Origin of the sequence: Massilia sp. MP_M2 (assembly GCF_039123635.1) — a bacterium.
In the GTDB taxonomy this organism is placed as follows: domain Bacteria; phylum Pseudomonadota; class Gammaproteobacteria; order Burkholderiales; family Burkholderiaceae_D; genus Telluria.
Genome location: NZ_JBCHJF010000011.1, coordinates 76,507 through 97,991 on the forward strand (window position 1 = coordinate 76,507; position 21,485 = coordinate 97,991).

General features: G+C 62.0%; 17 protein-coding genes. 7 read left to right on the forward strand and 10 right to left on the reverse strand.

The genetic code is table 11. The features are described from left to right. Positions 1 to 7: 7 nt before the first annotated feature. From RCH14_RS20515 to RCH14_RS20530, 4 genes are read right to left on the reverse strand one after another with little or no spacing between them, the layout of a single operon-like run. Complete coding sequence (locus RCH14_RS20515) at positions 8 to 1,828, reverse strand: DUF2875 family protein (protein ID WP_343027945.1); 1,821 nt, start codon at positions 1,826 to 1,828, stop codon at positions 8 to 10. Continuing rightward, positions 1,825 to 4,068 carry a DUF3274 domain-containing protein gene (locus tag RCH14_RS20520; protein ID WP_343027946.1) on the reverse strand — a complete coding sequence of 748 codons (2,244 nt, stop codon included), beginning with the start codon at positions 4,066 to 4,068 and terminating at the stop codon, positions 1,825 to 1,827. Before RCH14_RS20520 ends, RCH14_RS20515 begins: the two co-directional genes overlap by 4 nt. Positions 4,069 to 4,077: 9 nt before the next feature. Further along, complete coding sequence (locus RCH14_RS20525; protein ID WP_343027947.1) at positions 4,078 to 6,894, reverse strand: type VI secretion system Vgr family protein; 2,817 nt, start codon at positions 6,892 to 6,894, stop codon at positions 4,078 to 4,080. A gap of 6 nt (positions 6,895 to 6,900) precedes the next feature. Then, entirely contained in the window at positions 6,901 to 7,971 is a 1,071-nt protein-coding gene (locus RCH14_RS20530) for a M35 family metallo-endopeptidase (protein ID WP_343027948.1), read from the reverse strand. 242 nt (positions 7,972 to 8,213) lie between these two features. Between RCH14_RS20530 and RCH14_RS20535 the strand changes: the two genes are divergently transcribed. Next, the gene (locus RCH14_RS20535; RefSeq protein WP_343027949.1) at positions 8,214 to 10,421 is read left to right on the forward strand and encodes an EAL domain-containing protein; all 2,208 of its coding nucleotides are present in this window, start codon (positions 8,214 to 8,216) and stop codon (positions 10,419 to 10,421) included. A 191-nt stretch (positions 10,422 to 10,612) separates the two neighbouring features. Here the strand turns inward: RCH14_RS20535 and RCH14_RS20540 are convergent, their stop codons facing one another. After that, positions 10,613 to 11,242 carry a PAS domain-containing protein gene (locus RCH14_RS20540; RefSeq protein WP_343027950.1) on the reverse strand — a complete coding sequence of 210 codons (630 nt, stop codon included), beginning with the start codon at positions 11,240 to 11,242 and terminating at the stop codon, positions 10,613 to 10,615. Between the two features lie 7 nt (positions 11,243 to 11,249). Continuing rightward, positions 11,250 to 12,419, reverse strand: a complete 1,170-nt coding sequence (locus tag RCH14_RS20545) for a serine hydrolase domain-containing protein (RefSeq protein WP_343027951.1) — start codon at positions 12,417 to 12,419, stop codon at positions 11,250 to 11,252. A 268-nt stretch (positions 12,420 to 12,687) separates the two neighbouring features. Here RCH14_RS20545 and RCH14_RS20550 point away from each other — a divergent pair, with 268 nt between their 5' ends. Both RCH14_RS20550 and RCH14_RS20555 read left to right on the forward strand, forming a co-directional pair. Further along, positions 12,688 to 13,020 carry a hypothetical protein gene (locus RCH14_RS20550; protein ID WP_343027952.1) on the forward strand — a complete coding sequence of 111 codons (333 nt, stop codon included), beginning with the start codon at positions 12,688 to 12,690 and terminating at the stop codon, positions 13,018 to 13,020. A 12-nt stretch (positions 13,021 to 13,032) separates the two neighbouring features. Beyond that, on the forward strand, positions 13,033 to 14,790 hold the full coding sequence (locus RCH14_RS20555) for a TonB-dependent siderophore receptor (protein ID WP_343028058.1): 1,758 nt from the start codon (positions 13,033 to 13,035) through the stop codon (positions 14,788 to 14,790). Between the two features lie 5 nt (positions 14,791 to 14,795). On the opposite strand, the gene RCH14_RS20560 is transcribed toward RCH14_RS20555, so the two are convergent. Then, positions 14,796 to 15,140, reverse strand: coding sequence for a hypothetical protein (locus RCH14_RS20560; protein WP_343027953.1), 345 nt, complete (start codon positions 15,138 to 15,140; stop codon positions 14,796 to 14,798). Between the two features lie 242 nt (positions 15,141 to 15,382). On the opposite strand from RCH14_RS20560, the gene RCH14_RS20565 reads away from it, so the two are divergent. Beyond that, positions 15,383 to 16,159: a methyltransferase domain-containing protein gene (locus RCH14_RS20565; protein WP_343027954.1), complete on the forward strand. Its 777-nt coding sequence runs from the start codon at positions 15,383 to 15,385 to the stop codon at positions 16,157 to 16,159. 90 nt (positions 16,160 to 16,249) lie between these two features. Here the strand turns inward: RCH14_RS20565 and RCH14_RS20570 are convergent, their stop codons facing one another. Further along, complete coding sequence (locus RCH14_RS20570) at positions 16,250 to 16,963, reverse strand: HPP family protein (protein ID WP_343027955.1); 714 nt, start codon at positions 16,961 to 16,963, stop codon at positions 16,250 to 16,252. A gap of 127 nt (positions 16,964 to 17,090) precedes the next feature. Here RCH14_RS20570 and cynR point away from each other — a divergent pair, with 127 nt between their 5' ends. After that, a complete protein-coding gene (gene cynR / locus RCH14_RS20575; protein WP_343027956.1) occupies positions 17,091 to 17,990 on the forward strand; it encodes a transcriptional regulator CynR in 900 nt (299 codons plus the stop codon). A gap of 43 nt (positions 17,991 to 18,033) precedes the next feature. Here cynR and uraH read toward each other — a convergent pair whose 3' ends face one another. Next, positions 18,034 to 18,471 carry a hydroxyisourate hydrolase gene (uraH, locus tag RCH14_RS20580; protein ID WP_343027957.1) on the reverse strand — a complete coding sequence of 146 codons (438 nt, stop codon included), beginning with the start codon at positions 18,469 to 18,471 and terminating at the stop codon, positions 18,034 to 18,036. 56 nt (positions 18,472 to 18,527) lie between these two features. Then, positions 18,528 to 19,028, reverse strand: coding sequence for a heme-binding protein (locus tag RCH14_RS20585; protein WP_343027958.1), 501 nt, complete (start codon positions 19,026 to 19,028; stop codon positions 18,528 to 18,530). A 130-nt stretch (positions 19,029 to 19,158) separates the two neighbouring features. On the opposite strand from RCH14_RS20585, the gene RCH14_RS20590 reads away from it, so the two are divergent. Beyond that, a complete protein-coding gene (locus RCH14_RS20590; RefSeq protein WP_343027959.1) occupies positions 19,159 to 19,830 on the forward strand; it encodes a heavy metal response regulator transcription factor in 672 nt (223 codons plus the stop codon). Continuing rightward, entirely contained in the window at positions 19,827 to 21,239 is a 1,413-nt protein-coding gene (locus tag RCH14_RS20595; RefSeq protein WP_343027960.1) for a heavy metal sensor histidine kinase, read from the forward strand. The genes RCH14_RS20590 and RCH14_RS20595 overlap by 4 nt, the downstream gene beginning before the upstream one ends. The last annotated feature ends 246 nt before the right edge of the window (positions 21,240 to 21,485 follow it).

Sequence of the window (21,485 nt, forward strand, 5' to 3'; positions counted from 1 at the left end):
TGGTGATTCAGTCAGCTGCGATGTCGTGTTCGGGGCTTGCATCCGCCTCGGCGCCCAGTACCGACGCCACCGTTGGCGGCTTGTAGTTGTCCGGGTCGATCGACGGCTGCACGATGTGCTTGAAGATGTTTGCGCCTTGTGCCTCGCGTCGTTCCTTGCTCGGCGGGCTGATGAACACGATGCTGGCACCGGCCGGGTCACGCAGATTGATCGCGGCCGAGGCGCCGCCGTCGATATAGCTGCCCATTACGCCCACGGCCATCTGCACGAAGAAGGTCGCTGCGCCGGTATTGCCCATGCGCTGGTCGGTATCGATGAACTGTGAGGTCTTGCCGGTGTCGATGTCCGTACCGCCCTGCGCGGCATACGCGTGCAGCGTGCCGGCCAGCGTGATCTTCTGTTCGGTGTCGTGGTTGAACGCGGCGATGATGCGCGCCGGGCCTGCGGCGCGCTGCGCTTCGGGCAGCGTTTGCAGCGCCTGCTGCCAGCCGGCTTCCAGCAGCTTTTGACGCGCGTCGCGGCGCTTGACCGGTTTGCCCTGGTCGTCCTCGAACTTGACGAACACGGGGCGGTGGATGAAGCCCATCGAGGGAAGGGCGTCGAAGGCGGCGAGCTGATTGCGGTTCCAGGGGATCGGGAACCAGGGGGTGGGCTTCCAGTCTTTCGGGGGCGGATTGGCCCAGCGTTTGTAGTCGTCGAGCAGGGTGCTTTCTTTTCGATCGAACACAGGGGCCTTGGCGAATTTGGCGGCGGCAGGGAGCCATTCGGCGACGGTGGGTTGTCTGGTGATGTGGGGCCATTCGGCTTTCAGTTCCGGGCGCATGGGTACTGTGCTCATGAGTTGGTAGTACATCTGGCGCAGGGTTTCTTGTAGATAGTCGTTGTCCGGGTCTTCCCATACATAGGGGCGCAGTGGCTCGACCCGCTCTCGTCTTGCCAGGATGAAGACCGCTGTGGCATCGGAATAAGCCGGAATATAGTGCCCAATCCGTACTCGACTTTCTTTGTCAGGCCCCTGCCCATCGTCGCGATCTGAATCACTTTCGGTGCTGAGCAACACGATGTACGGCAAATCCGGGTACGCATCGAAAAACGCGAACGCCTGTTCGAGAAGTTGGTCTGGTCTTTCGCTGAGCTGCCAGGGACCGATTGAGAACAAGTGCCATGCCATCCCAGTTCCCTCAGCGCTGGCAGCAAGACCAGCTATCGGGGAAATATCGCTGGGAGGATCCTTGGGGTTGTCATACGGACCGCCTGCATACAGCGATGGTACCCCCCAAAACATTGGCGAAGGATTGACGCCGTTTTCCAGTGCGTCGCAAGCCCGACCGCCGGTTTGTCCCATTTTGTCGATCCCGGTCCATGGGTACTTGCTCGGATCAGGTTCCCGAATACTGGTATACGGGCCCCCTTTCTGCAATATGTTCCACAGTTTCCCCTGGCGATACTGCTCGACTGTGATGCCAAGTCCCAGTACTTCAAGCACGTACTCGCGTCTGGATTGCTCGGATTCTTTTTTGATGAGTTTCTCTTGCTTGAGTTGTTGGATCTTTTTCTGCCACATGCGTTCGCGGCCTTGAGCCGCACTTACATCAAACAGCCACTTTCCGCCGAACAGAACAGTTATCACGAGAAGAGGGATACCGAACCAGCGCAATTTTTCCATCGTAGTCTCCATGTCCAGATTTGCTAATTCAGGGCGCAATACTCTGAGATCAAATACAACCCATAGCAGGAAAAAAACAGGAAATGCGATCACAGCTCCGGCAATGTATTTCCATGCCTTTGGTGGGGAGATCAGTAATTCATCAGGCGAAACTTTGTTCATGATTTTCCTTTACTCGGAGATGCTACGACGCACTTGCCTGATGTTGTTTCTGAGATGACTATGTCCCATAGTTTTCCAGCTAGTAAAGGAAGCCCGTCCGGAAGGATGCCGCTACTGTAATATCCGACGCTTCCCTGGATAAGCTGCTTTCTCCAATTGGGTTCGTTATCGTAATAGGCCCGGTATAACTTGAGAAACGAGTCCCAGGTCAATATGCCCGGTCTCGGCTGGGTGAGCTGGTTGGGTTTCTTCAGCCGCCAATCCGCCACTGCGCGCAAATAGGCATAAAACGTCGGATCACTCACCGCCTTGCCGCTTCCAATCGACAAATCGTATGCAGTGACCTGCCGGTGATTTTTTCTGCTTCCAAAAATCGCGCTATGAAACGATTTCGGACTGACTTCCTGTTGCCAGCGCAGCCTTGCAGCATTCGGACTTTCCTGTACCTGCGCGGAAATGACATGTTTGTAGCGCGTGGCCCATAAGATGCGCGACATGTCATCCGGATTGGTGTTGCCTGGGACTCGGGAATTGTTGTAAGCGACTTCCAGCCGTTGACGGTCTTGCTCCGAGACGTCATCAGTCCCTCCGCGCTCGATCGATGCGACAACGGACGCCGGCAGCCCTACGGTCCTGACAAGCAGGCCTTTATCGCTCGTAACGGCGATAGCGGCGTCAATCGGATCGACTTCCTCACAGGGTCCGCGTTTTTCGCGCTTGAGGTGCGCGAGCATCGAATGCGTCGGAACCTTTTCTGCATTAACTTGATTGCCTTGAACGTCCGCCTGGCAAGGCTTCTTTAGGGACTCACCATTGATCGTTCGAATGCCATGACGCTGCAACGGATGACCGGTGTTGACCTCAGGTAGAGATTCACGCAGCATACGGCCGCTGGCTGCCACATGGGCATGATCGTCCTCTCCCGGTAGTCGTAACACAAAATCATGTGGTGGCTGGCCGATCAGCACTGGGGCCGCTTTCCCCATTCCGGCCACAGGTCTCAATTTCGCCGTGAATACTCGTTGACGGAACGTGGGTCCCAGTTCATCGATGGCCTTGCGGTTTGTGACGACCATTGTAGGGATCGAGCCGAATAACGCTGTCTGGTTAAAACCTTTGACCGTATTTGATGGTGCGTAGCGCATGTATGCAACGGCATCGGGTACCCCTTGCCAGCCAATTCCACGCATATTGTCGAGAGCGACCGTCATGTCTTCCGGGCTGAAGTACAAATAGATTTTGCCCCGGTTGTCGCGATCAGCATCTGCCTTCCAGCGCCCATGCACCATGCCGCAGGAGTCCGTCTCGCTGATCTTTCCGAAAACGGGTGAGGTTGCCTTTGACGTCGCAACACCGGCGACAATATTGACCAGCGTCTGCAGACGGGCATGGACGTTCTGTCTGCTGGTAATCAGGTCGTAAAAACCCTCCATGGCCTTGTCGCTATCACCTGTAAAAAAGGTGGCGGTCCGCATCGCCACGCCCATGCCTTCATCCAGGCTATACGGCGGATGCGTCAGAATCAGCGTATCCGCCGTACGCTCACCCATCTCCATCAGGAAAGCCTGTGCCAGCAAACTGATCAAACAACCCTGGCTGTGCGCGACGATGTTGACGGTGTCATTCGGCTCATACTGGCGAATCATTGCGACCAGCGCTGCGAGGCGCCGGGCCGCAAGCACCATGTACATGCGACCGGGTCCGGTCTTGACCGGCCGTAGTGGATCGCCCGCCGGATCGGCGGGCGCAAACACGCCCCGATTCCACATATCGGGCAGGGTGCTGGTGGCATTGCCAAACGGCCCGCCTCCCTTGGACAGGTCCTTGTCGAGGCGATTGCCGTTGCGGTCCGTCTTCTGGCCATTCACGGTTTTCGTCAGATTGCCCACTTCACGAAAGCCCCAGTAAAACGGGATCACCGGACTATCCGTGTCGGGCGCCGTGTCGCGCTTGAAAAACACCGCATCCGGATCATCCAGCAGCGTTTTCTTGTCCCCCTCGCCCGGCATCCGGTAGGTACCGGGCTTGAACTTGCGCAGCAGGCGATCCTGCAGTCCCGCGCACAGCCCTTCCTCGACCGCGCCATAGCTGGTGCCAACATCGTTTACGCCATGCACCACGATGATGTTGCAGGGTTGCTCGCGCGGTACGTCGACGATCTTGTCGCTGATGCGACAGGGTTGCAGCAGCGCGTTATCGCGTTTGATGACGTATTCGCTTTTCGGATATTTGCTGGCCATCTCGTTCTCCTATTGGTCTTCGCCGCCGCGCGACAGCACGATCTCGGCCATATGCATCGCATCGCGCGCCAGCAATTCAGACTTGCCCTGCGCATCGCTGACACCCTCCAGGCTCGTGCCATCGCTGAGCGCCACATGCATCTTCATGTCCTTCACCAGCGCGCCCAGCGGTTCGGCGCCATCGTCGTCCGCTACGCCCCGTGGATAGCGCAGTTCCAGTTTCTGGTCGGCGCCGCCAGCGCCAAATGTCGGCAACTGCGCCGCCATCGATTCAGGTCCGTCAAATGTGTAATCCGGCGCATGAAATTGCAGAGGCGCCTTGCTGCCAAATACGGGCGGGCCATCGCCCAGCTTGAGAAACGAGCCGTCGGCAGCCACCAGCAGGATGACCTTGCCCGTGACCGTCACCGTGCCCTCCGTCGCCGTGAGCTGCATGTTCTGCGCCGATTCGATGGCCGTGTCGTCGTGCTGGCTTTGCATCAGGAGCTTGCCGTTGTGGGCGATCGCATGCAGCCCGCCGTGATGCGCGAACAGCGACAGTCCTTTGCCGGCATTGACCGAGAACCGCTGGCCTGCGGTCAGTTGCATGTGCTGTTGCGCGGCCGTGTCGACGTTGGTTCCCGCGTAGCTGACCACGGCTTTCGAGCTGGCAAAGCCGATCCCCGCCGGGGACGTCACGGCAATCACCGGTTCGCCCGGCGGCGTTGCCTCCGGCTTGGTATTGCTGCCGTCTTCCCATGCCGTGAAGCGCGCCAGCAGCGCCTCTTGCTCGGTCGTGTCGATGGCCAAGCCGTTGTGCTGCGCGGCGTAGTTGCCCAGTGACGCGCACAGTTCGCTGCAATCGCGCAGCAGGCCAAGATAATCGTCACGGGCCAGCTGCGCACCCTTGTCGCCCCCACCGCCCAGCAGTTTCCAGGCGCTGAGCAGGATGCCGCGCGCCGCGTGCAGAGCAATGGCGTCTTCGGTGCGTATTTCGGCCCCTTCGCCGCGCGCCCTGGCGCGGCCTTCCTGGCGCGGCTCGGTCAGGTAGCCCAGATTGAGTTCGCTCGCCCCATGGTCGCTCGCCAGCTGCGCGCTGATCTGCCCAGACGTGTCATCGAGCCGCAACTGGTTACCGCGCTGGCCGTGAATTTCTCGGCTGCGCAGGCCTGACTGGTAGCGGTTGGCGGGCAGGCCATCTTCGCGTCGGAAGCGGGGCGGTGGAGCGGCGCCGTTATAGACCTGGGCGATGATGACTGGCTTGTCGGGATCGCCACCGGCGAACGCCACCAGTACCTCGGCGCCCACGGGCGGCAGCAGGCGCGTGCCACATTGATTGCCGGCGCCATTGCCCGCCCAGCCGGACGCCACGCGCACCCACGCCGAGTCGGTATCCGAACTCGACGCGCCCGCACCAGCGGCATGTGCGTGATCCTGCGCGCGGGTTGCCGGGAAACGGATCCTGACGCGGCCCAGGTGATCGCACCACACGGCCTCGTCCTTCGGTCCGACGACGATCGCGCTCTGCAACTGTGGCTGCGGAATCACCGGTGGTGGCGGCACGATGCGTATGCCACGCCGCACGCAGGTAAAGCGGCACCGGTAGCGCAGCGCTTGGGCAGTGTCGTCAAGCCGGACGATGTCCCAGCCGCTGCGCGCAAACAGCCGTTCGATCTGGGCGTTGACGTCCACCGGCAGGTTGTTGGCGGCATCGATGCGCTGCGCGGTCACCACGAATTCGCGCTGTTCGGGCTGGTGCTTGTCGATCTCGGGATGGCCGGTCAGACCGAACCACTCGCCAACGGCCAGGTCGCGTACCGTGCCTTCACCATGGAAGCACTTGGCGACAAATTCGTGGTACGCCACCAGCGCATCGCTGATGGCCACCAGGTCGGACCGGTTGTCGCCAAGATGTGGCGCCGTCACCTGATAGTGTTCCAGGCCGGCGGCCAGCGCGTTCCCGGTCTTGCCCTGGTTGACGCGCAGCGGCGAACTGGTCGTTGAGCCGCCATTGCCCGGGTTCAGGTAATCCCAGCTGTGCAACGACGTATGGCCGGGCACCAGCGTGCGCTCTGCGCTCCAGAGCGTGATCGCGTCGCGCTCCTCGGTCGCGCCATCGCGGTGAAAGCGGATGGCGCCGGCCGCATTGCGCGCCAGTTCCTGATCATCATCGAACAGCACCAGCGTGTGGCCGATGCCGGCGAGATCACCGCCTGCCTGATTCTGCCTGTCGGTTCTGCCCGGGCGGAAAAACCAGGCGATGCCGCGGCGCTGCATCAGGCGACGCATGAAGCCGGCATCCGATTCGTTCAACTGCATCGTGAGCGCGCGCTTCGGGAGCTTGCGGTTGAGCAGGCTGCTGGCGATCTCGAAGTCGAAGGTCGACGCGATCACGGGATTGTTTCTTTGCCATTCTTTGAGGACCAGTTCGATGATCTCGAGTTCACTCTTGTTGCGGAACACGCGCGTGGTGCACGCCGCATCCATGACCGACAGCGCGTCGCGCACGGTCAGCTTGTAGCTCGCGATCCCGCCGTCGCTGTGGCCCGATGCAGCCGCCGTGACGATCCCGCACAGCCTGCGCAGGTGGCCCCGGTCGGTCACGATCTGCAGTTCGCACGGCACGCCGATAAAACGCTTCAGTTCGAGCGTCGCGCTTTCGGACAAGCAGAGAAGCTGCAGCTCGAGGCCGCCGCACACTGACTCGCTGGCGCTGACATAGTGCGGCAGCAGCGCAGTGACATCGGCGGCGCCGGGCTGGCCCAGCACCATGCGCAGGGGCCGGTTGTGCGTGTCGAGCCGGTAGTTGGCCAGGGCGGCGGCAAGGGTGGTTGCAGGCAGTATCATGGTTGATCACTCCCCGGCAGCCTGCGACCGGCTCGCCTGCGCCGGCGTGTTCTCGCCAAAATACTCGTGCGAATCGGCGTTGTTGATCGCCCGCTGCGGCGCGCTGCGCGCCAGTTCGGCTGCGGCGCTCTGGCCGTACACGTGATCGTCGGTTGCCGCCACCACGTCGAAGTGGCTCAGCTCGTGCAACAGCGTGCCGCCGCGCGAATCGGTCCCGCTCGTCGCTGCGGCCCAGAACGCCTTGCAGACCCAGACCGTGTATGGCCGCGTCGGATACACGTAGGCAAAATACGGCTCGTCGCAATCGCAGTCGATCCTGACCGGCTTGTTCTCGAATGCCTCGTTGATGGCCGTCATATTGGCCGTGACCTTCGCGCCGCGCGCGGCATCCTGCGCCCCGAACCACATCGCATACCGCGCGCCGTAGGGCTTGCCCGCGCTCAGATAGGCCTGGCTGTCGGCCGCCATTGCGCGCCCGGCGTCCATCGCGCTCACCAGCTGGCCCTGCTGCGCATTGGTGCAATTGGCAAAGCCCAGGCCAGGGGCCGCTGCATCCGGCAGGATCGCCGTCCTGCTGCCGCGCGGCAGGCGGCCGTCGATCCAGATCGTGACAGGGTTGGACGCGAGCTCGCCCACCACCGCTTTGGCGGCTGTGCCCGGCGCCGGCATCGCGGGACTGCGATAGCGGATCGTGTAGTTGCCGGTAATGCTCATTTCGTAGAACCGCGAGAGCTCGATCGTGTGCGTGAGCGCCGCGCCCGGGGCCAGTTGCAGGTAATCGGCTGGCGCCGGCGCGGCGCGCTTGATGCGGCGGCCCAGGTAGCGCACCGGCTGGCCGTCGCGCTGCACGTCGAACAGCGGCGCCTCGAGGCCCTGCTGCGGCATGCGCCAGCGCAGCAGGTGCTGGACCGTGCGCGAGGTATTGGTCAGCGTGACGCTGACCACGACGTTGTCGCCGCGGCCAACCGCTGGCTGCGCCGGGTTCAGCGTGACGATGACCTGGGCATGCGCCGCGCTGGCACTGCACAAGATGGCGAGCACGCCAGCGGCGCGCGACAGCAGAAAACCTGAATGCATGGTGGACTCCGGTTGGGTTGGACCGGATTACTCTCACCTTATTTTCTCTGCCCACATTGCGCGGCTGCAGCGGCAGTCATTGTCCAGCTTGAATCACCTCATTGGCTACGCAGAAATCTCACGCAAAATAACAACAGAGGATCGACAACAGTCGCCGGACCGAGCGTGGTTTGCTATCATGCAACAATCGTATCCAACAAAAAATAACACTCAATTACGTTGGATAGCCACAGGTGCTTTCCATGATGATCCAGACGACCGAGACTTCCGCACCGCACCCAGTTGCGGCGACCGACCTGCACGCCACAGCCGCCCAACTCATTCAGGCCACCAGCGAGGCGCATGCGCTGCGGGACGCCCACGCGCTGCTCGGCCAGAACCGTAACTACCTCGAGCAAGTGATCGACGGCATGCCGGCAGGATTGCTGGTCATCGACGCTGAGCGCCGCGTGCGCTCGATGAACCGCATGATGGCCGAGCTGATCGACGCGCCGGAAGAATCGGCCAGCACCGGCCATCCACTGGCGCGCTGGCTACCCGACGCCGGCCTGGCCGCGCGGGTCAACGACGCACTCGTCACCGGCATGCCGCAAGACCACATCCTCGTCTCGCTCGATGGCCACCCTGATGGCGTGCGCCATCTCGAATTCAATATCCGCCGCACCGAGCAGGCGGGCGGCCACATGCTGCTGCTCATTGGCCAGGACATCACGTTTCGCCGCAAGGCGCGCCTGCGCCTGCAGGAGAGCGAGGAATTCTTCCGCCTGACTTTCAGCCAGGCGGCCGTGGGCATCGTGCTGCTGGGCCCGGACGGGCGCCTGCTGCGCGTGAACGGCAAGATGGCGCAGATCCTGGGCTACAGCGAAATCGAATTGCTGCAGCGCTTCTTCCAGCAACTGACGCACGCGGACGATTTGCCGGACGAGCTGACGCTGGTCAAGCGCCTGCGCGACGGCGAGATCAGCGACTACCAGCGCGAACGGCGCCTGCTGCGGCGCGACGGCACGCCGATCTGGGTCAATGTCAGCGTCTCGACGATGCGCGACGCCTACGGCAACCAGCGTTTCATCGCGGTCGTCGAAGACATCTCGCGCCGCAAGGGCGCCGAAGAAGCGCTGCTGCGCGTGATCAACCACGACGCCCTGACCGGCCTGCCGAACCGCGTGCTGCTGCAAGACCGGCTCGAGCGGGCGATTGCCCATGCGCACCGCGCTGGCACGCAGGTGGCGGTGATGTTCATCGACCTGGACCGTTTCAAGCACGTCAACGACACGCTCGGGCACGACGCGGGCGACCAGCTGATCGTCGAGATCGCCCGCCGCTTGTCCGGTTCGCTGCGCGAGAGCGATACCGTGGCGCGCCAGGGTGGCGACGAATTCGTCGTCGTGCTGCCCGAAATGAACGGGGAGACCGACGCCGCACGCGTGGCCCGCAAGCTGCTCGACAACCTGTTCCAGCCGCTGCTGCTGTGCGGACAAGAGGTGTTCCCGACCGGCTCGATCGGCATCGCGATGTACCCGCGCGATGGCACCGACAGCGCCACGCTGCTCAAGTGCGCCGACAGCGCCATGTATGGCTCGAAGGGGGAGGGCGGCAACGGCTTCAGTTTCTACATGGCCGACATGGGCGCGCAGACCGCGCTGCACCTGCGCATGGAAAGCGACCTGCAACGCGCGCTGCAACGCCACGAATTCGTGCTGCACTACCAGCCCGTGGTCGACATCGCCACCGGCCACCTGGGCGGCGTCGAAGCGCTGCTGCGCTGGCAGCCGCTGGGCAAGCCGATGGTGTCGCCGGCCGACTTCATCCCGCTGGCCGAAGAAACCGGCCTGATCGTGCCGATCGGCGAGTGGGTGCTGGAAACCGCAATGGCCCAGCAAGTGGCCTGGCAGCAGGGCGGCCTGCCGCCGGTGCGCGTGAGCGTGAACCTGTCGGCGCGCCAGTTCCTGGGCCAGGACGTGGCCCAGCGCGTCGCTGCGCTGCTCGAGAAAACCGGGTGCGACCCGCGCGTGCTGACGCTGGAAATCACCGAGAGCGTGCTGATGCAGAACCCGGTGGCGGCCACCGCCACGATGGCGCGCCTGGCGGCGATGGGCGTGCAACTGGCGATCGACGACTTCGGCACCGGCTACTCGAGCCTGGCCAGCCTGAAGCGCTTCCCGATCCACAGCCTCAAGATCGATCGCTCGTTTGTCAGCGACCTGACCGACGATGCCGACGACGCCGCCATTGTCGACGCCGTGATCGGCCTGGCCCATTCAATGAAGCTCAACGTGATTGCCGAAGGCGTCGAAACGCCCGCCCAGCTCGCCTTTTTGCTCGCCCACGGTTGCGACCAGATGCAGGGCTTCTGCTACAGCCGGCCGGTGGCGCCGGACGCCATCGAAGTGCTGCTGCGCGCGGCGCCTGCTGCCTCGGCCCAGCAAGGCGACCTCACGGCCGCTGCATAGGCGTACGCGCAGGCGTGTGCACGTCTTGCTGCGGACGAAGAATGAAGTCTGCCGCAAGCTGTCCTATGAGACAGGCCTGCCTGCTGTTCTTGCAAACTGTGTCTGCCATAACGCATCGGCAAAGCGTTGCGCGCTAGTCGCTTTCAACGACGAAGTTTGCGATCGTTTGCTTACATGCCATGGCGGCTCGCCTAAGGCGCATCTTTGTATACAGTGGCACGCGACACGCCGAGATGCTGCGCCACCGTTTCCATCGCTCGCCTTACCTCCAGTAAACCGAGGCTCTTCAACTCGCGCATCAGCCGTCGCCTTTCCTCTGCTTTCAGAGCGCGTGGTGTGGTAGCGCAACTGGCGGCAAACTGGTCGATGTGCAGTCGAATCGCGTCCGAACCCGATGGTGCTAGCGACTCGGCCACTCCCGCTTGGTCTTCTATCCGCACAAATTGGCGCATCACGTTCTGCATGCTGTGAAATGGGGTCAAGTCAATATTCAGGCATAAGGCGGCGACATACCGCCCCCCTGAGTCCTTGATGCCAATGGAAGTACTCTTCACCTGGCGTCCATCCGCAAACTGGTTGGTATAGTTGGCAAGCACCTGAGGAAAGTCAGGATCAGCAATGCGTGACAGCCCCAGTTCGGTCACTTCCTGGCCCACCGAGCGACCAGATAAGTTATTTTGGATCGACACGATCGCGCTTGATGGGTCCAGTAAATCATGAACGACCACTTCGCAAAACGGCGCAAGTGCCTTGCCGAGGCCGATCGCGATCTGTTCCATTTGTTCCAGTAGTGCGCTCTGCTCGGGGCTGCGTTCGATCATGTTACTTCTAAGGTATGGTGGATATTATTTTTGCGCCATTGTCACTAGTGGGTACAGCCAGCAACTCGTTTTCCAGTGCATCGAGTGCAGCACCGATCTCCGTACCCGTGCTTACGTCGCTCTGGTTCACGACTATAACGATGCCAAGGCCCCGCGCCGGCAGGATTTTGATGATACTCGACGTACCGTTCGAGCCACCATCCTTCACATAATTCCATCCGCCGGCACGGTCCTTTTCCACCTCCCAAAAGTATGCCATTTTTCCATCCGGATCGATCAGGCGTCGTGACTCCAACACGGCCGGATTGCGGCTGGCTAGTTCATATGTGGCAAAGGAAAGCATATCGCCCATCGTAGATTTGAGGAACTTCGATGCACCCCACAAATTGCTAGACAGCGGGTCCATTTCGCGGCCCTTGGCGTTGAAACCGGTCGCCAGCCGTTGTGTTGGCCCCAGACGAAGGCGTGTTGCGGCCATTCCCGCTGGGCCAAGCACGAATTCTCGCAAAAGAGTGTCATAGCCCTTGCCATAAACTTTTTCCAGGATCACCGCGCACAGTTCCGGCCCCAAAGCGCCGTATTTAAAGCGTGTGCCTGGTAAAGCCGTCGGGTTGGCCGCAGCAAGCTCCTTGAAAAAATCGTCTTTTGTGTAGCGCGCATCCAGCACATTCTTCTGGGCGATGAAATCATGCGCAGGAAACTTTAGGCGAATTTCCCTAGTGTCAGGAAAAGGGACATCGATGCCAGTCTTGTGGGTCAGCAAATGCCTGATCCGGATTGGCTGGCCGTCAAACTGTAAATTTGAATAGGCACCACTTAGATGCATGCGCACATCATCATCGAGCGTCAACTTGCCATCCACTACCGCCTGGGCGACCAAGGTACCCGCGAACACTTTGCTGACGGATCCGATTTCGAATAGGGTAGCGTCGCTTGCTTGCACACCGCTGTGCGCATTGTGCTTCGCGTCATGGTGCGAGTATGTTTTGCCATTGAAAACCACACCGACGGAGACTGCACTGGCGCCAGTCGTGTTGCGCAAAGTGGTCGCAGTGCGTTCCATCAACTGCAAGTGCGTCGATGGCGCGCCGGCCGCTGCGGCAGATACGACTCCGGCACATGAGCACAGGGTAATTGACAGCAACAATTCGAGCACGTTCTTCTTTTTCACAATCATCCAGTTCTGCAATGTAAGGCAATAAGTCAACAAGCCATGCGAAGGGGTGAAGACAGAATATCTATTAGTAGAAATTATGTCAAATTCCGATTTGACCATGCGGCGGCGGATAGCGGGATCGTCGACACAGGAGCGAACTTCAACAGCGCTTCAGTGGCTAGTGAGATGGCGTCGTCCGATAGGTGATGCCTGGCCGCAGCGCAAGTCACATTTTTTTCAAATGCAAATGATTATCATTCATAATCGAGTCTTTGCCCGGAAAGCCTCGATGAAGTCCTCGTTTCACTCCTCATTTCCTGCAGCCAGCGTCGCCTTGCTGTATGTGCTATCCCCCGCCTTGCCCGCCGCCGCCGGCGGCACCGATGAATCCCCCGACACGACGCTGCAGCAGGTCACCGTCGTGGGCGAGCGCGCCGGCGTCGCCTGGAATCCCCAAAGTGCGCGCGGCGCCACCCGCACGGATACCCCGCTGGCCGAAGTGCCGCAATCGGTGCGCGTGATCGACGCGCAGCAGATCGCCGACTTGGGCGCCACCCGCATGGCCGACACCGTCGATTTCGTCAGCGGCATTGCGCGCCTGAACGACTTCGGCGGCACCTGAGACAACTTCGCCATCCGCGGGTTTTCCAGCACTGACATGGGTTACCTCGTCAACGGCTTTCCAGGCTCGCGCGGCTATAACCCGCCGCGCGATACCGCCACCGTGCAGCGCTTCGAATTCCTCAAGGGTCCGGCCAGTGCTATCTATGGCGGCAGCGAACCGGGCGGCACGATCAATATCGTGACGAAGAAACCGCAGTTCACCAGCGCGAACGTGGCCGAGGTCAGCCTCGGTGACCGGGGCCTGCGCCGCGCCACGCTGGACAGCACCGGGGCGCTCACCGAGACGGTGGCCTACCGTCTGAACGTGATGGCCGAGGAAGGCAGTCCACGCTCTTCGCTGCTGCACAGCAAGCGCCACCTCGTCGCGCCCGCGCTGGCCTGGGTGATCGACAGCCGCACCACACTGAACCTGGAGTCGGAATTCCTTCGCACCAATGCGCCGTTGGACCGCGGCGTGATCAATGTGCGCGGCGTGCTCGGCACCTTGCCGCGCGACCGCGTGCTCAATGAGCCGGGTGACGAGAACCTGGACCTGTCCAGCACCACGCACCAGGCCACACTCGAGCACCGTCTGGCGGACGATTGGCGCCTGCGCATCGGCGCTAGCTACAAGGAAAGCAGTTTCGAGGGCGAATACACGGAAGCGAACGCCCTGGCCGCCGACAACCGCACGCTGAACCGCCAGGCGACCTGGCGCACGCTGCCCTCGCGCGACACGGCGTTGCAGGCCGAAATCGAAGGCAAATTCGACACGGGTAGCGTGGGCCACGCCCTGCTGGTCGGTGTGGAAGCTTCGCGCCTGTGGATGAATACGGAAATCCTGCGCTCGGCAAACTACCCGATCGACATTCATGTGCCGGTCTACGGTCAGCCCGCTCCGCCGCTGACGATGCGCACCACGAGCACGGACGAGCGCCAGCGCGTGAAGGCCGTGTTCGCGCAAGACCAGGTCAGCCTGTCGGACCGCTGGAAGCTGCTGGCCGGCCTGCGCTGGGACGAATACAGTCAGTCGCTGGACAACCGCGTGGCCAACACCTTCGCGGCACGCAAACAAAGTGCCGTCACGCCGCGCGCCGGCGTGACGTTCCTGCCGAACGCATGGAGTTCGCTGTATGTTTCGGCAGGCAAGTCGTTTCGCGGCAATAACGGTACCGATATCGCCGGCCAGGCCTTCGACCCGCAGCGCTCAACCGCCTACGAGGCGGGCTGGAAACTGCAGTTGGCCGATGGCCGCCTGGGCGCCACGCTGGCCGTCTACGACATCACCAAGACCAATGTGCTGACGGCCAGCGACGTTCCCGGCTACTCGGTAGCGGCCGGCGAAATCAAGAGCACCGGCTTCGAGGCCGACGTCAACGGCCAGGTAGACCGCCACTGGCGCGTGATGGGCAATTTCGCCGGTATCGATGCGCGCGTTACGAAGGACAAGACGCTGGCCGTAGGTACGCGTTTGGCCAATGTGCCGGAATACAGCGCCGGTCTGCTGGCGATCCGCGAAGACCGCCTGCCGGGCGCCGGCCGCTACGGCATTGGCGCCGGTGTGAACTACGTGGGCGAGCGCTCGGGCAACTCCACCGATACCTATGCGCTGCCCGCTTACATCACGTTCAAGCTGGTCAGCTATTGGCAAGTCAACAGCCGCACCCGCCTGTCGGTTGACGTGCACAATCTCGCCAACCGCAGGTACTACGCTTCGTCGTGGAGCAACCTGTACGTGTCGCCGGGCGCCGAGCGCAGCGTGGTGGCACGGCTCAAGATCGACCTGTAAGCGGCTCACCTGCCGTACGTCAGGCGCCACAGCGACGGCGGCAAGGCGATCGGCGCGCCCGGCTTGAGGAACGCCGAGTCCTGGATGCGCGAGGTGGTCACGCACACGCTGCCGTCCGGGCCTTGGCTAAACGTGTCGGGCCAGCGCAGCCGCGGGTCGCCGATCACCAGCCGCGGTGTGCTGCCGACCAGATGCAGGTTGCGCACCCTGATCGAATCGTCCTCGGGCGAGGTGACGTACATGAGCTCGCCGCGGCGGTCGATCGGCAAGCCATCGGCCACGCCGTTGCGACCCACCCTATTGTTTGGTGCGATTGTCCGCCCCTGGCCGAACTTGGTCCTTGAACTCATCGTAACAAGGCGCCAAGGCGAAAGAGTCGGATACTGTTACGAACATATAGTTCCTCGTTCCACGCCAGTCGCCACATTAAGTCGATCAACTCCTTTGTAGTGATGAAAGAAATTCTGATGCACCCAACGCACGTCAGGTAGCGAACGCACGTTGGACAGCCAACGCAGCTACACTGATCATTCCCATTCATGGCAAGCCTGCCGATGCGATTGCAGGCAGCGACTTCTTACGGAAACCGATCATGCACCGCACCCGCTCGAGCAATTGCCGCACCAGCCACACCGACCGTACGCTGCCCATGTTGCTGGCCTGCCTGTCGGCTTTGATGCTGCTGTCATCGGCCAGTATCGATGCCGTGGCACAGGCAGCGACCGCCGATACGCGCTATGAACGTACCGCGCCCAGCCCGGATGGCATCGGCAAGCGCTACATGGGCCGCGAGATTTCCGGCGTGATGGGATGGGAGGGTGCGCAATGGCTCGAGCGCGAAAGCCGCGCACACGAGGAGCGGCCTGAATTGCTGTTGCGGGAACTGGCGCTGGCGCCGGGCATGACGGTGGCCGACATCGGCGCCGGCACCGGCTACTACACCTGGCAATTGGCGAACAAGGTCGGGGCCGGCGGACGTGTGTACGCCGTCGACGTGCAGCCGCAAATGATCGCCATGCTCGACAGCCAGATGGCAAAGCGTGGCGTGCGCAACGTGGTCTCGGTGCTGGGCAGCGAAACCACCGTCAAACTGCCACCGGCCAGCGTCGACCTGGCAATCATGGTCGATGTCTATCACGAGCTCGCCTATCCCGCGGAAGTCCTCGACAGCATCGTCGGCGCCCTCAAGCCGGGCGGGCGCGTCGTCTTCGTCGAATATCGCGCCGAGGATCCGGCAGTCGCGATCAAGCCGCTGCACAAGATGAGCGAGACGCAGATACGGCGTGAAGCCACGGCGCATGGACTGAAGTGGGAACGCAGCATCAAGTCGCTGCCGATCCAGCATGCGATCGTGTTTCGCAAGCCCTGAGCGCAGATTTTCTTGCCGTTGCTGTCGCTGAGCCGCTGAGCCGCTGAGCCTCTGCCATGCCCGACGCACACTGCGCAACCATCTCCCGTTTCAGGACGAAGTCGACATGTTGATACGACGTCGCTGACTTTCCTGCGCTACTTCTTCCAGCACCGATTCCAGGTCATCGACATCGATATCCAGTATTTCGGTGCGCCTGCGTAATACTGCGTCAAGGTCCGCACGTGTGAACATCTCCGTCGCTCCATGGTTGGCCGCAGGTGTCTTGTGAATCGCGTGGTGAGGATAGCGATGCCCGGTGAGCCTGTGATAAACAAGGGCACCAGCAAGCAGGGCAACCGAATTGATACCGATCGGGAACAGCACGAATGCATAGCCGAGTGCATGAATCGTGCTGCCTCCCAGCACCGCTGTAATCGCCACCGCACCAGCCGGTGGATGCACGCAGCGAAACGAAAACATCAGCATGACCGTGACGGCCACGGCAACTGCCGCCGCCAGGAGTGGCATCGCAATCAGGTAAGCGCAGCTGACGCCCGTGACTGCGCCGATCAGATTCCCACCGATGAGCGGCCATGGCTGGGCCAGAGGGCTCGCCGGTACGCCGAACAACAGCACGGCAGACGCGCCCAAGGGCGCTGCCAGCAATGGCAGATTGTCGACTGGCCCTATAAAAAAACAGGCAATTGCTGCTGTAAAAAATATCCCGATCAGCGCGCCCAGGCTACTGCGTAATTGTTCACGAGGCGCTAGTTGAATCGGGGCGGGAACGAAGTCACGACACCATTGCTGAAAGGCCGACAAGATGAAATCTTTCTAAAAAATGAGGAGATGGTTCGGGTTGCGGCTGCGAATATAACAACCTGCAACCATAAGGTCCAAGACCCATATGCGATGATGTCGATAAGTAAAACGAATCATTGGGACTCCCGTGCTGTTGCGTCATATCCGCTATTTTCTTGCCGTTGCAGAGCATCGGAACTTCACCCGTGCCGCCACTGCGCTGCATGTGTCGCAACCGGCGCTGTCGCAGCAGATCAAGCAGCTCGAAGCCTTGCTGGGTGTCCAGCTGTTTGACCGAAGTGGAAAAAGCGTGCGCCTGACGGATGCCGGCGAGGTATGGATGGGCCACGCCAAACTCGGCATGCAGCATCTTCACGCCGGTGCCCGCGCGCTCCAGGATGTCGGCACCGCACACCGTGGCGTGCTGCGTTGTGCTGCACCGCCAACGTTGTCGCTGTATCTGATCGGTCCGCTGATTGCCCGGTTCCATGAACTGCATCCAGGGGTCACGGTCAGTTTTCTGGAAATTGCGCAAGAAGACATTGAAGCGATGCTCGCCAACGACGAACTCGACCTCGGCATCGCCTTCAGCCCGCTGCAGCCGGGTGCACTCGACTACACACCCGTGTACGAAGAACAGCTCGGCTTCGTGACCGGCGTCGGTCATCGACTCGCCGCCCGGTCTGCCGCGTTGCCGCTGGCGACGTTCGCTACCGAACCGCTGGTTTTGCTCAACAGGTCATTCGCTACCCGCCAGCAAATCGATGCGTACTGCGCGTCTCACGGTATCGAGGCGCAGGTCGCCGTCGAAGTCAATGCCATCGGTGCGTTGGTCGAGATCGTTCGTCAGGGAACGCTGGGAACCGTTCTGCCCCACCCGATTTCTGCCGCCCATACCGATTTGCACGCGCTTGCGCTGACGCCGTCGATGACGTTCCGCCATGTCGTCTACGCGTGGCGCAAAGGGGCGTATCGCACGGCGGCAAGCAAAGCACTGGTCGACGTCTTGACCGTGCTGGTGCGGGATTTGACGTCAGGTGCGTGCTGATCTGTGGGGGCGCGCCGCTGACAGCCTTTCCCGCTGTACGGATTCAATTACCGCGGTAAGTAGAATAGCCATAAGGGCTTAGCAGCAGCGGCACGTGGTAATGCGGCACACTGCCATCGGCCGTGAAGATGACAGGGATCTCGGGGAAGAACGTGGGGCTCTTGTGCTCGGCAAACCACTTGCCGGTCTTGAATGTGACCCGGTAAGTGCCGCGTACCATTGCCACGCCAGCGGGGAAGAGGGCCGGGATGCGGCCCTGGGCGTTGGTGACGCCTTCGCCGAGCAGGGTCCAGCCATCGCCCACGCGCTGCTCAAGCGTCACAGAAACATTGGCTGACGGCAAACCGTCCTGCAGGTTGAGGACATGGACGCTGAGCGGGTTGATGGCGGCGGACGGTGCGACGGTGGGTACGGTCGCGGCACCCGCGCAGTGCGCAGCAGCGCCGAGGGTAAGGACGAGCAGGGTCTGAATGCGTTTCATGCGTTCTCCGTAGGGGTTAAGTGTGAACATAAGTGGGACGTCAATGGCGCCAGCGATCAGGGCGTCTTGCGCAACACCTTGTCGATTGCGGCCAGTGCGCAGGCTTCGTCTGCGGCCGGTCCGCCAGCGCCGGCAATGCCGATGGCGCCAATGAGCTCGCCGTCCGCCATCAGTGGCACGCCGCCACCGAGCAGCAGCAGCGTGTCGACGGTGTTCAGGTTGGCGGCTTCAGTGCTGGCGCGGGCATTGGCGGCCAGCAGGCGGGTCGCCGTTCTGGTGGACAGCGCCGTGTAGGCCTTGCGCTGGGCAGCAATGGTGTTGTGCGGTCCGACGCCATCGTCGCGGCGCAGGGCAACCAGGTTGCCGCCGCGGTCGACCACCGCGGCGGCCAGTACTTTGCCGTCGGCATGGCAGGTGCTCATCGCTGCGTCGAGCAGGCGGCTGGCGCCATCGAGTGAGATAGTGCGGTGGGGTACGGTCAGCGGGGCGGCGCTGCTGGCCTGGGCGCAGGCCAGCGACAACACGATCAGCAAACCTGCAGGCAGTTGGTGGTACATGAATCATCCCGGTGGTGTTCGAATGGCTGCATGCTACGCAGCGCATGGCGACAACAAGATGACGGCCAGATGACAGTTTTGTCATCTGGCGCGCGGCGGGCAGTAAGATGGCGGCACAAGGAGCCAGGCAATGCGCATACTGATCGTGGAAGATGAACGCAAGGCGGCCGACTACCTGCAAAAGAGCTTGCGCGAGTCCGGCTACATCGTCGAAGTGGCAAGCAATGGCTTTGACGGTCGATACATGATCGAGGAGTTCGACTTCGACCTGGTGATCCTCGACGTAATGCTGCCCGGCCTGGACGGCTGGGCGTTGTTGCAACTGGTGCGCGCCAGGTCGGCCACGCCGGTGATGTTTCTCACGGCACGCGACGCCATCGAAGACCGCGTGCGCGGGCTCGAACTGGGCGCCGACGACTATCTGTTGAAACCATTTTCCTTTGCCGAACTGCTGGCGCGCGTGCGCACCCTGCTGCGGCGCGGACCGCCGCGCGACATGCAGGAATTTCGCGTCGCCGACCTGCAGGTCGATGTGCTGCGCCGCCGGGTCACCCGTCAGGGCGACCGGATTACCCTGACGGGCAAGGAATTCGCGCTGCTGCACCTGCTGGTCAGCCGGGTCGACGAGGTTCTCTCGCGTGCGGTCATCGCTTCGCACGTATGGCAGATGAACTTCGACAGCGACACCAACGTCGTCGATGTGGCCATCCGCCGCCTGCGCGTGAAAATCGACGATCCCTATCCACTCAAATTGATTCATACGGTACGTGGCATGGGTTACATGCTGGGCGAAGCGCCATGAGGCTTGCATTGGCGCCCCGTTCGCTGAGCATGCGCCTGGCGCTGTGGTTCGCCCTGGCAAGCGCGCTGCTGCTGGGGGCCATCGGCGTGTTCCTGTACCGGTCCCTGGCAAACGAACTGGCGTGGCGCGACGACATCGCGCTGGCAGGAAGGATTGACCGCATGCGCGCGCTGGTTGCCGATAGTGACAGTGTCGAGGCGTTGCGCCGGCGCCCGCAGTTGTACGCCAACATGCTGGGCAACCGCGACAACGCCTTGTGGATGCTCGACGCCAGTGGCCAGCTGCTGATCGCTGTCAATCCGGCCGGCCTGGCGCTGCCGTCCCTGCCGCCCGCGCCATCGATCCGCCTCACCGATGTCGCAACTGGCCAGGCGGCGCGGCTGGCCTGGGTCGATGTCTGGCGGGGCAACCGCCGTTTCACCGTGGTCGCCGCCAACATGCTGGCCGAGCGCGAGCGCATGCTGGCCAGCTACCGCATGACGCTGGCGGCGGCGCTGGCCGGCGGGGCGCTGCTGTCGTTCGTACTGGGCTGGCTGATCAGCCAGCGCGCGCTGCGGCCTGTGCGGCTCATGGCGGAGCGGGCCGCCGCCGTTGACGTGCGGCGCCTGCAGCAGCAAGCGGCGGTGAAGCTGACACCGGTGCCGCTGGAAGAAGCGCAGGAACTGCAGCAACTGGGGGCAGCGCTCGACCAGATGCTGACGCGCCTGGCCGACGGCTTCGGCCAGCTGTCGCGCTTTTCCGAAGACCTTGCCCATGAGATGCGCACGCCTCTGCATAACCTGATGGGCCACACTGAACACGCGCTGCGCAAGCGCCGCAGCGTTGATGACCATGAACAACTGCTGGCGTCGAATCTGGAAGAATACGGGCGCCTGGCGCGCATGATCGACAGCATGCTGTTCCTTGCGCGTTCGGAGCAGCCGGCCAGCAGCGTCACCCTTGAGACGATTGATCTGGCAGAGTTGTGCACCCAACTGGTGGACTATTTCGAAGGCGTGGCCGAAGAACGCGGGATCAGCGTGGTGGTGCACGCGGCCGGCGAACTGGTTGCCGACCGTGCGCTGGTGCGGCGTTCCCTCGCCAATTTGCTGGCCAACGCGCTCCGCTACGGCGATGCCGCAGGCACAGTAACAATCCAGACCTGCGTGCGCGACGGTACGGTCAGCATTGCCGTGCACAATACCGGCGCACCCATCTCGGCCGCCCATCTCCCACACGTGTTCGAACGATTTTATCGTTGTGACCCGGCACGTAGCCAGGGCGGTGATTCCGGTGGGCTGGGACTGGCCATTGTCGCCTCGATCATGCATTTGCACGGTGGCGAAGCCCGGGCCGAAAGCGACGACATGGGCAATCGTTTCATCCTGTTGTTCCCACGCTCCGCGCAAGACCGATCGCGCACGATCTGACCGATTCATGCAAACACGATGACGGAAGGCATCTGGCTTTACCCGGCGTACTTATACGCGCGGCACATTTTCCACGCAAATGTTAGTATTACCTCAACGAAACGTACGAGGCTAACCGGCATTGACAAGATACCTACAGTGCCGGGAGAATGTGCCGACATGTCACGTTTTTGCTATCTAGGCATCATAAAATAGTAGCAACAGTGCACGAAAGGCGGATGCCGTTCGTCCACGATCATTCTCAGG

What these genes read in the sequence shown, in the direction of transcription:
- RCH14_RS20515 (WP_343027945.1), bottom strand. Translation starts at nt 1,828, where the DNA reads ATGAACAAAGTTTCGCCTGATGAATTACTGATCTCCCCACCAAAGGCA.
- RCH14_RS20520 (WP_343027946.1), bottom strand. Translation starts at nt 4,068, where the DNA reads ATGGCCAGCAAATATCCGAAAAGCGAATACGTCATCAAACGCGATAAC.
- RCH14_RS20525 (WP_343027947.1), bottom strand. Translation starts at nt 6,894, where the DNA reads ATGATACTGCCTGCAACCACCCTTGCCGCCGCCCTGGCCAACTACCGG.
- RCH14_RS20530 (WP_343027948.1), bottom strand. Translation starts at nt 7,971, where the DNA reads ATGCATTCAGGTTTTCTGCTGTCGCGCGCCGCTGGCGTGCTCGCCATC.
- RCH14_RS20535 (WP_343027949.1), top strand. Translation starts at nt 8,214, where the DNA reads ATGATGATCCAGACGACCGAGACTTCCGCACCGCACCCAGTTGCGGCG.
- RCH14_RS20540 (WP_343027950.1), bottom strand. Translation starts at nt 11,242, where the DNA reads ATGATCGAACGCAGCCCCGAGCAGAGCGCACTACTGGAACAAATGGAA.
- RCH14_RS20545 (WP_343027951.1), bottom strand. Translation starts at nt 12,419, where the DNA reads ATGATTGTGAAAAAGAAGAACGTGCTCGAATTGTTGCTGTCAATTACC.
- RCH14_RS20550 (WP_343027952.1), top strand. Translation starts at nt 12,688, where the DNA reads ATGAAGTCCTCGTTTCACTCCTCATTTCCTGCAGCCAGCGTCGCCTTG.
- RCH14_RS20560 (WP_343027953.1), bottom strand. Translation starts at nt 15,140, where the DNA reads ATGAGTTCAAGGACCAAGTTCGGCCAGGGGCGGACAATCGCACCAAAC.
- RCH14_RS20565 (WP_343027954.1), top strand. Translation starts at nt 15,383, where the DNA reads ATGCACCGCACCCGCTCGAGCAATTGCCGCACCAGCCACACCGACCGT.
- uraH (WP_343027957.1), bottom strand. Translation starts at nt 18,471, where the DNA reads ATGAAACGCATTCAGACCCTGCTCGTCCTTACCCTCGGCGCTGCTGCG.
- RCH14_RS20585 (WP_343027958.1), bottom strand. Translation starts at nt 19,028, where the DNA reads ATGTACCACCAACTGCCTGCAGGTTTGCTGATCGTGTTGTCGCTGGCC.
- RCH14_RS20590 (WP_343027959.1), top strand. Translation starts at nt 19,159, where the DNA reads ATGCGCATACTGATCGTGGAAGATGAACGCAAGGCGGCCGACTACCTG.
- RCH14_RS20595 (WP_343027960.1), top strand. Translation starts at nt 19,827, where the DNA reads ATGAGGCTTGCATTGGCGCCCCGTTCGCTGAGCATGCGCCTGGCGCTG.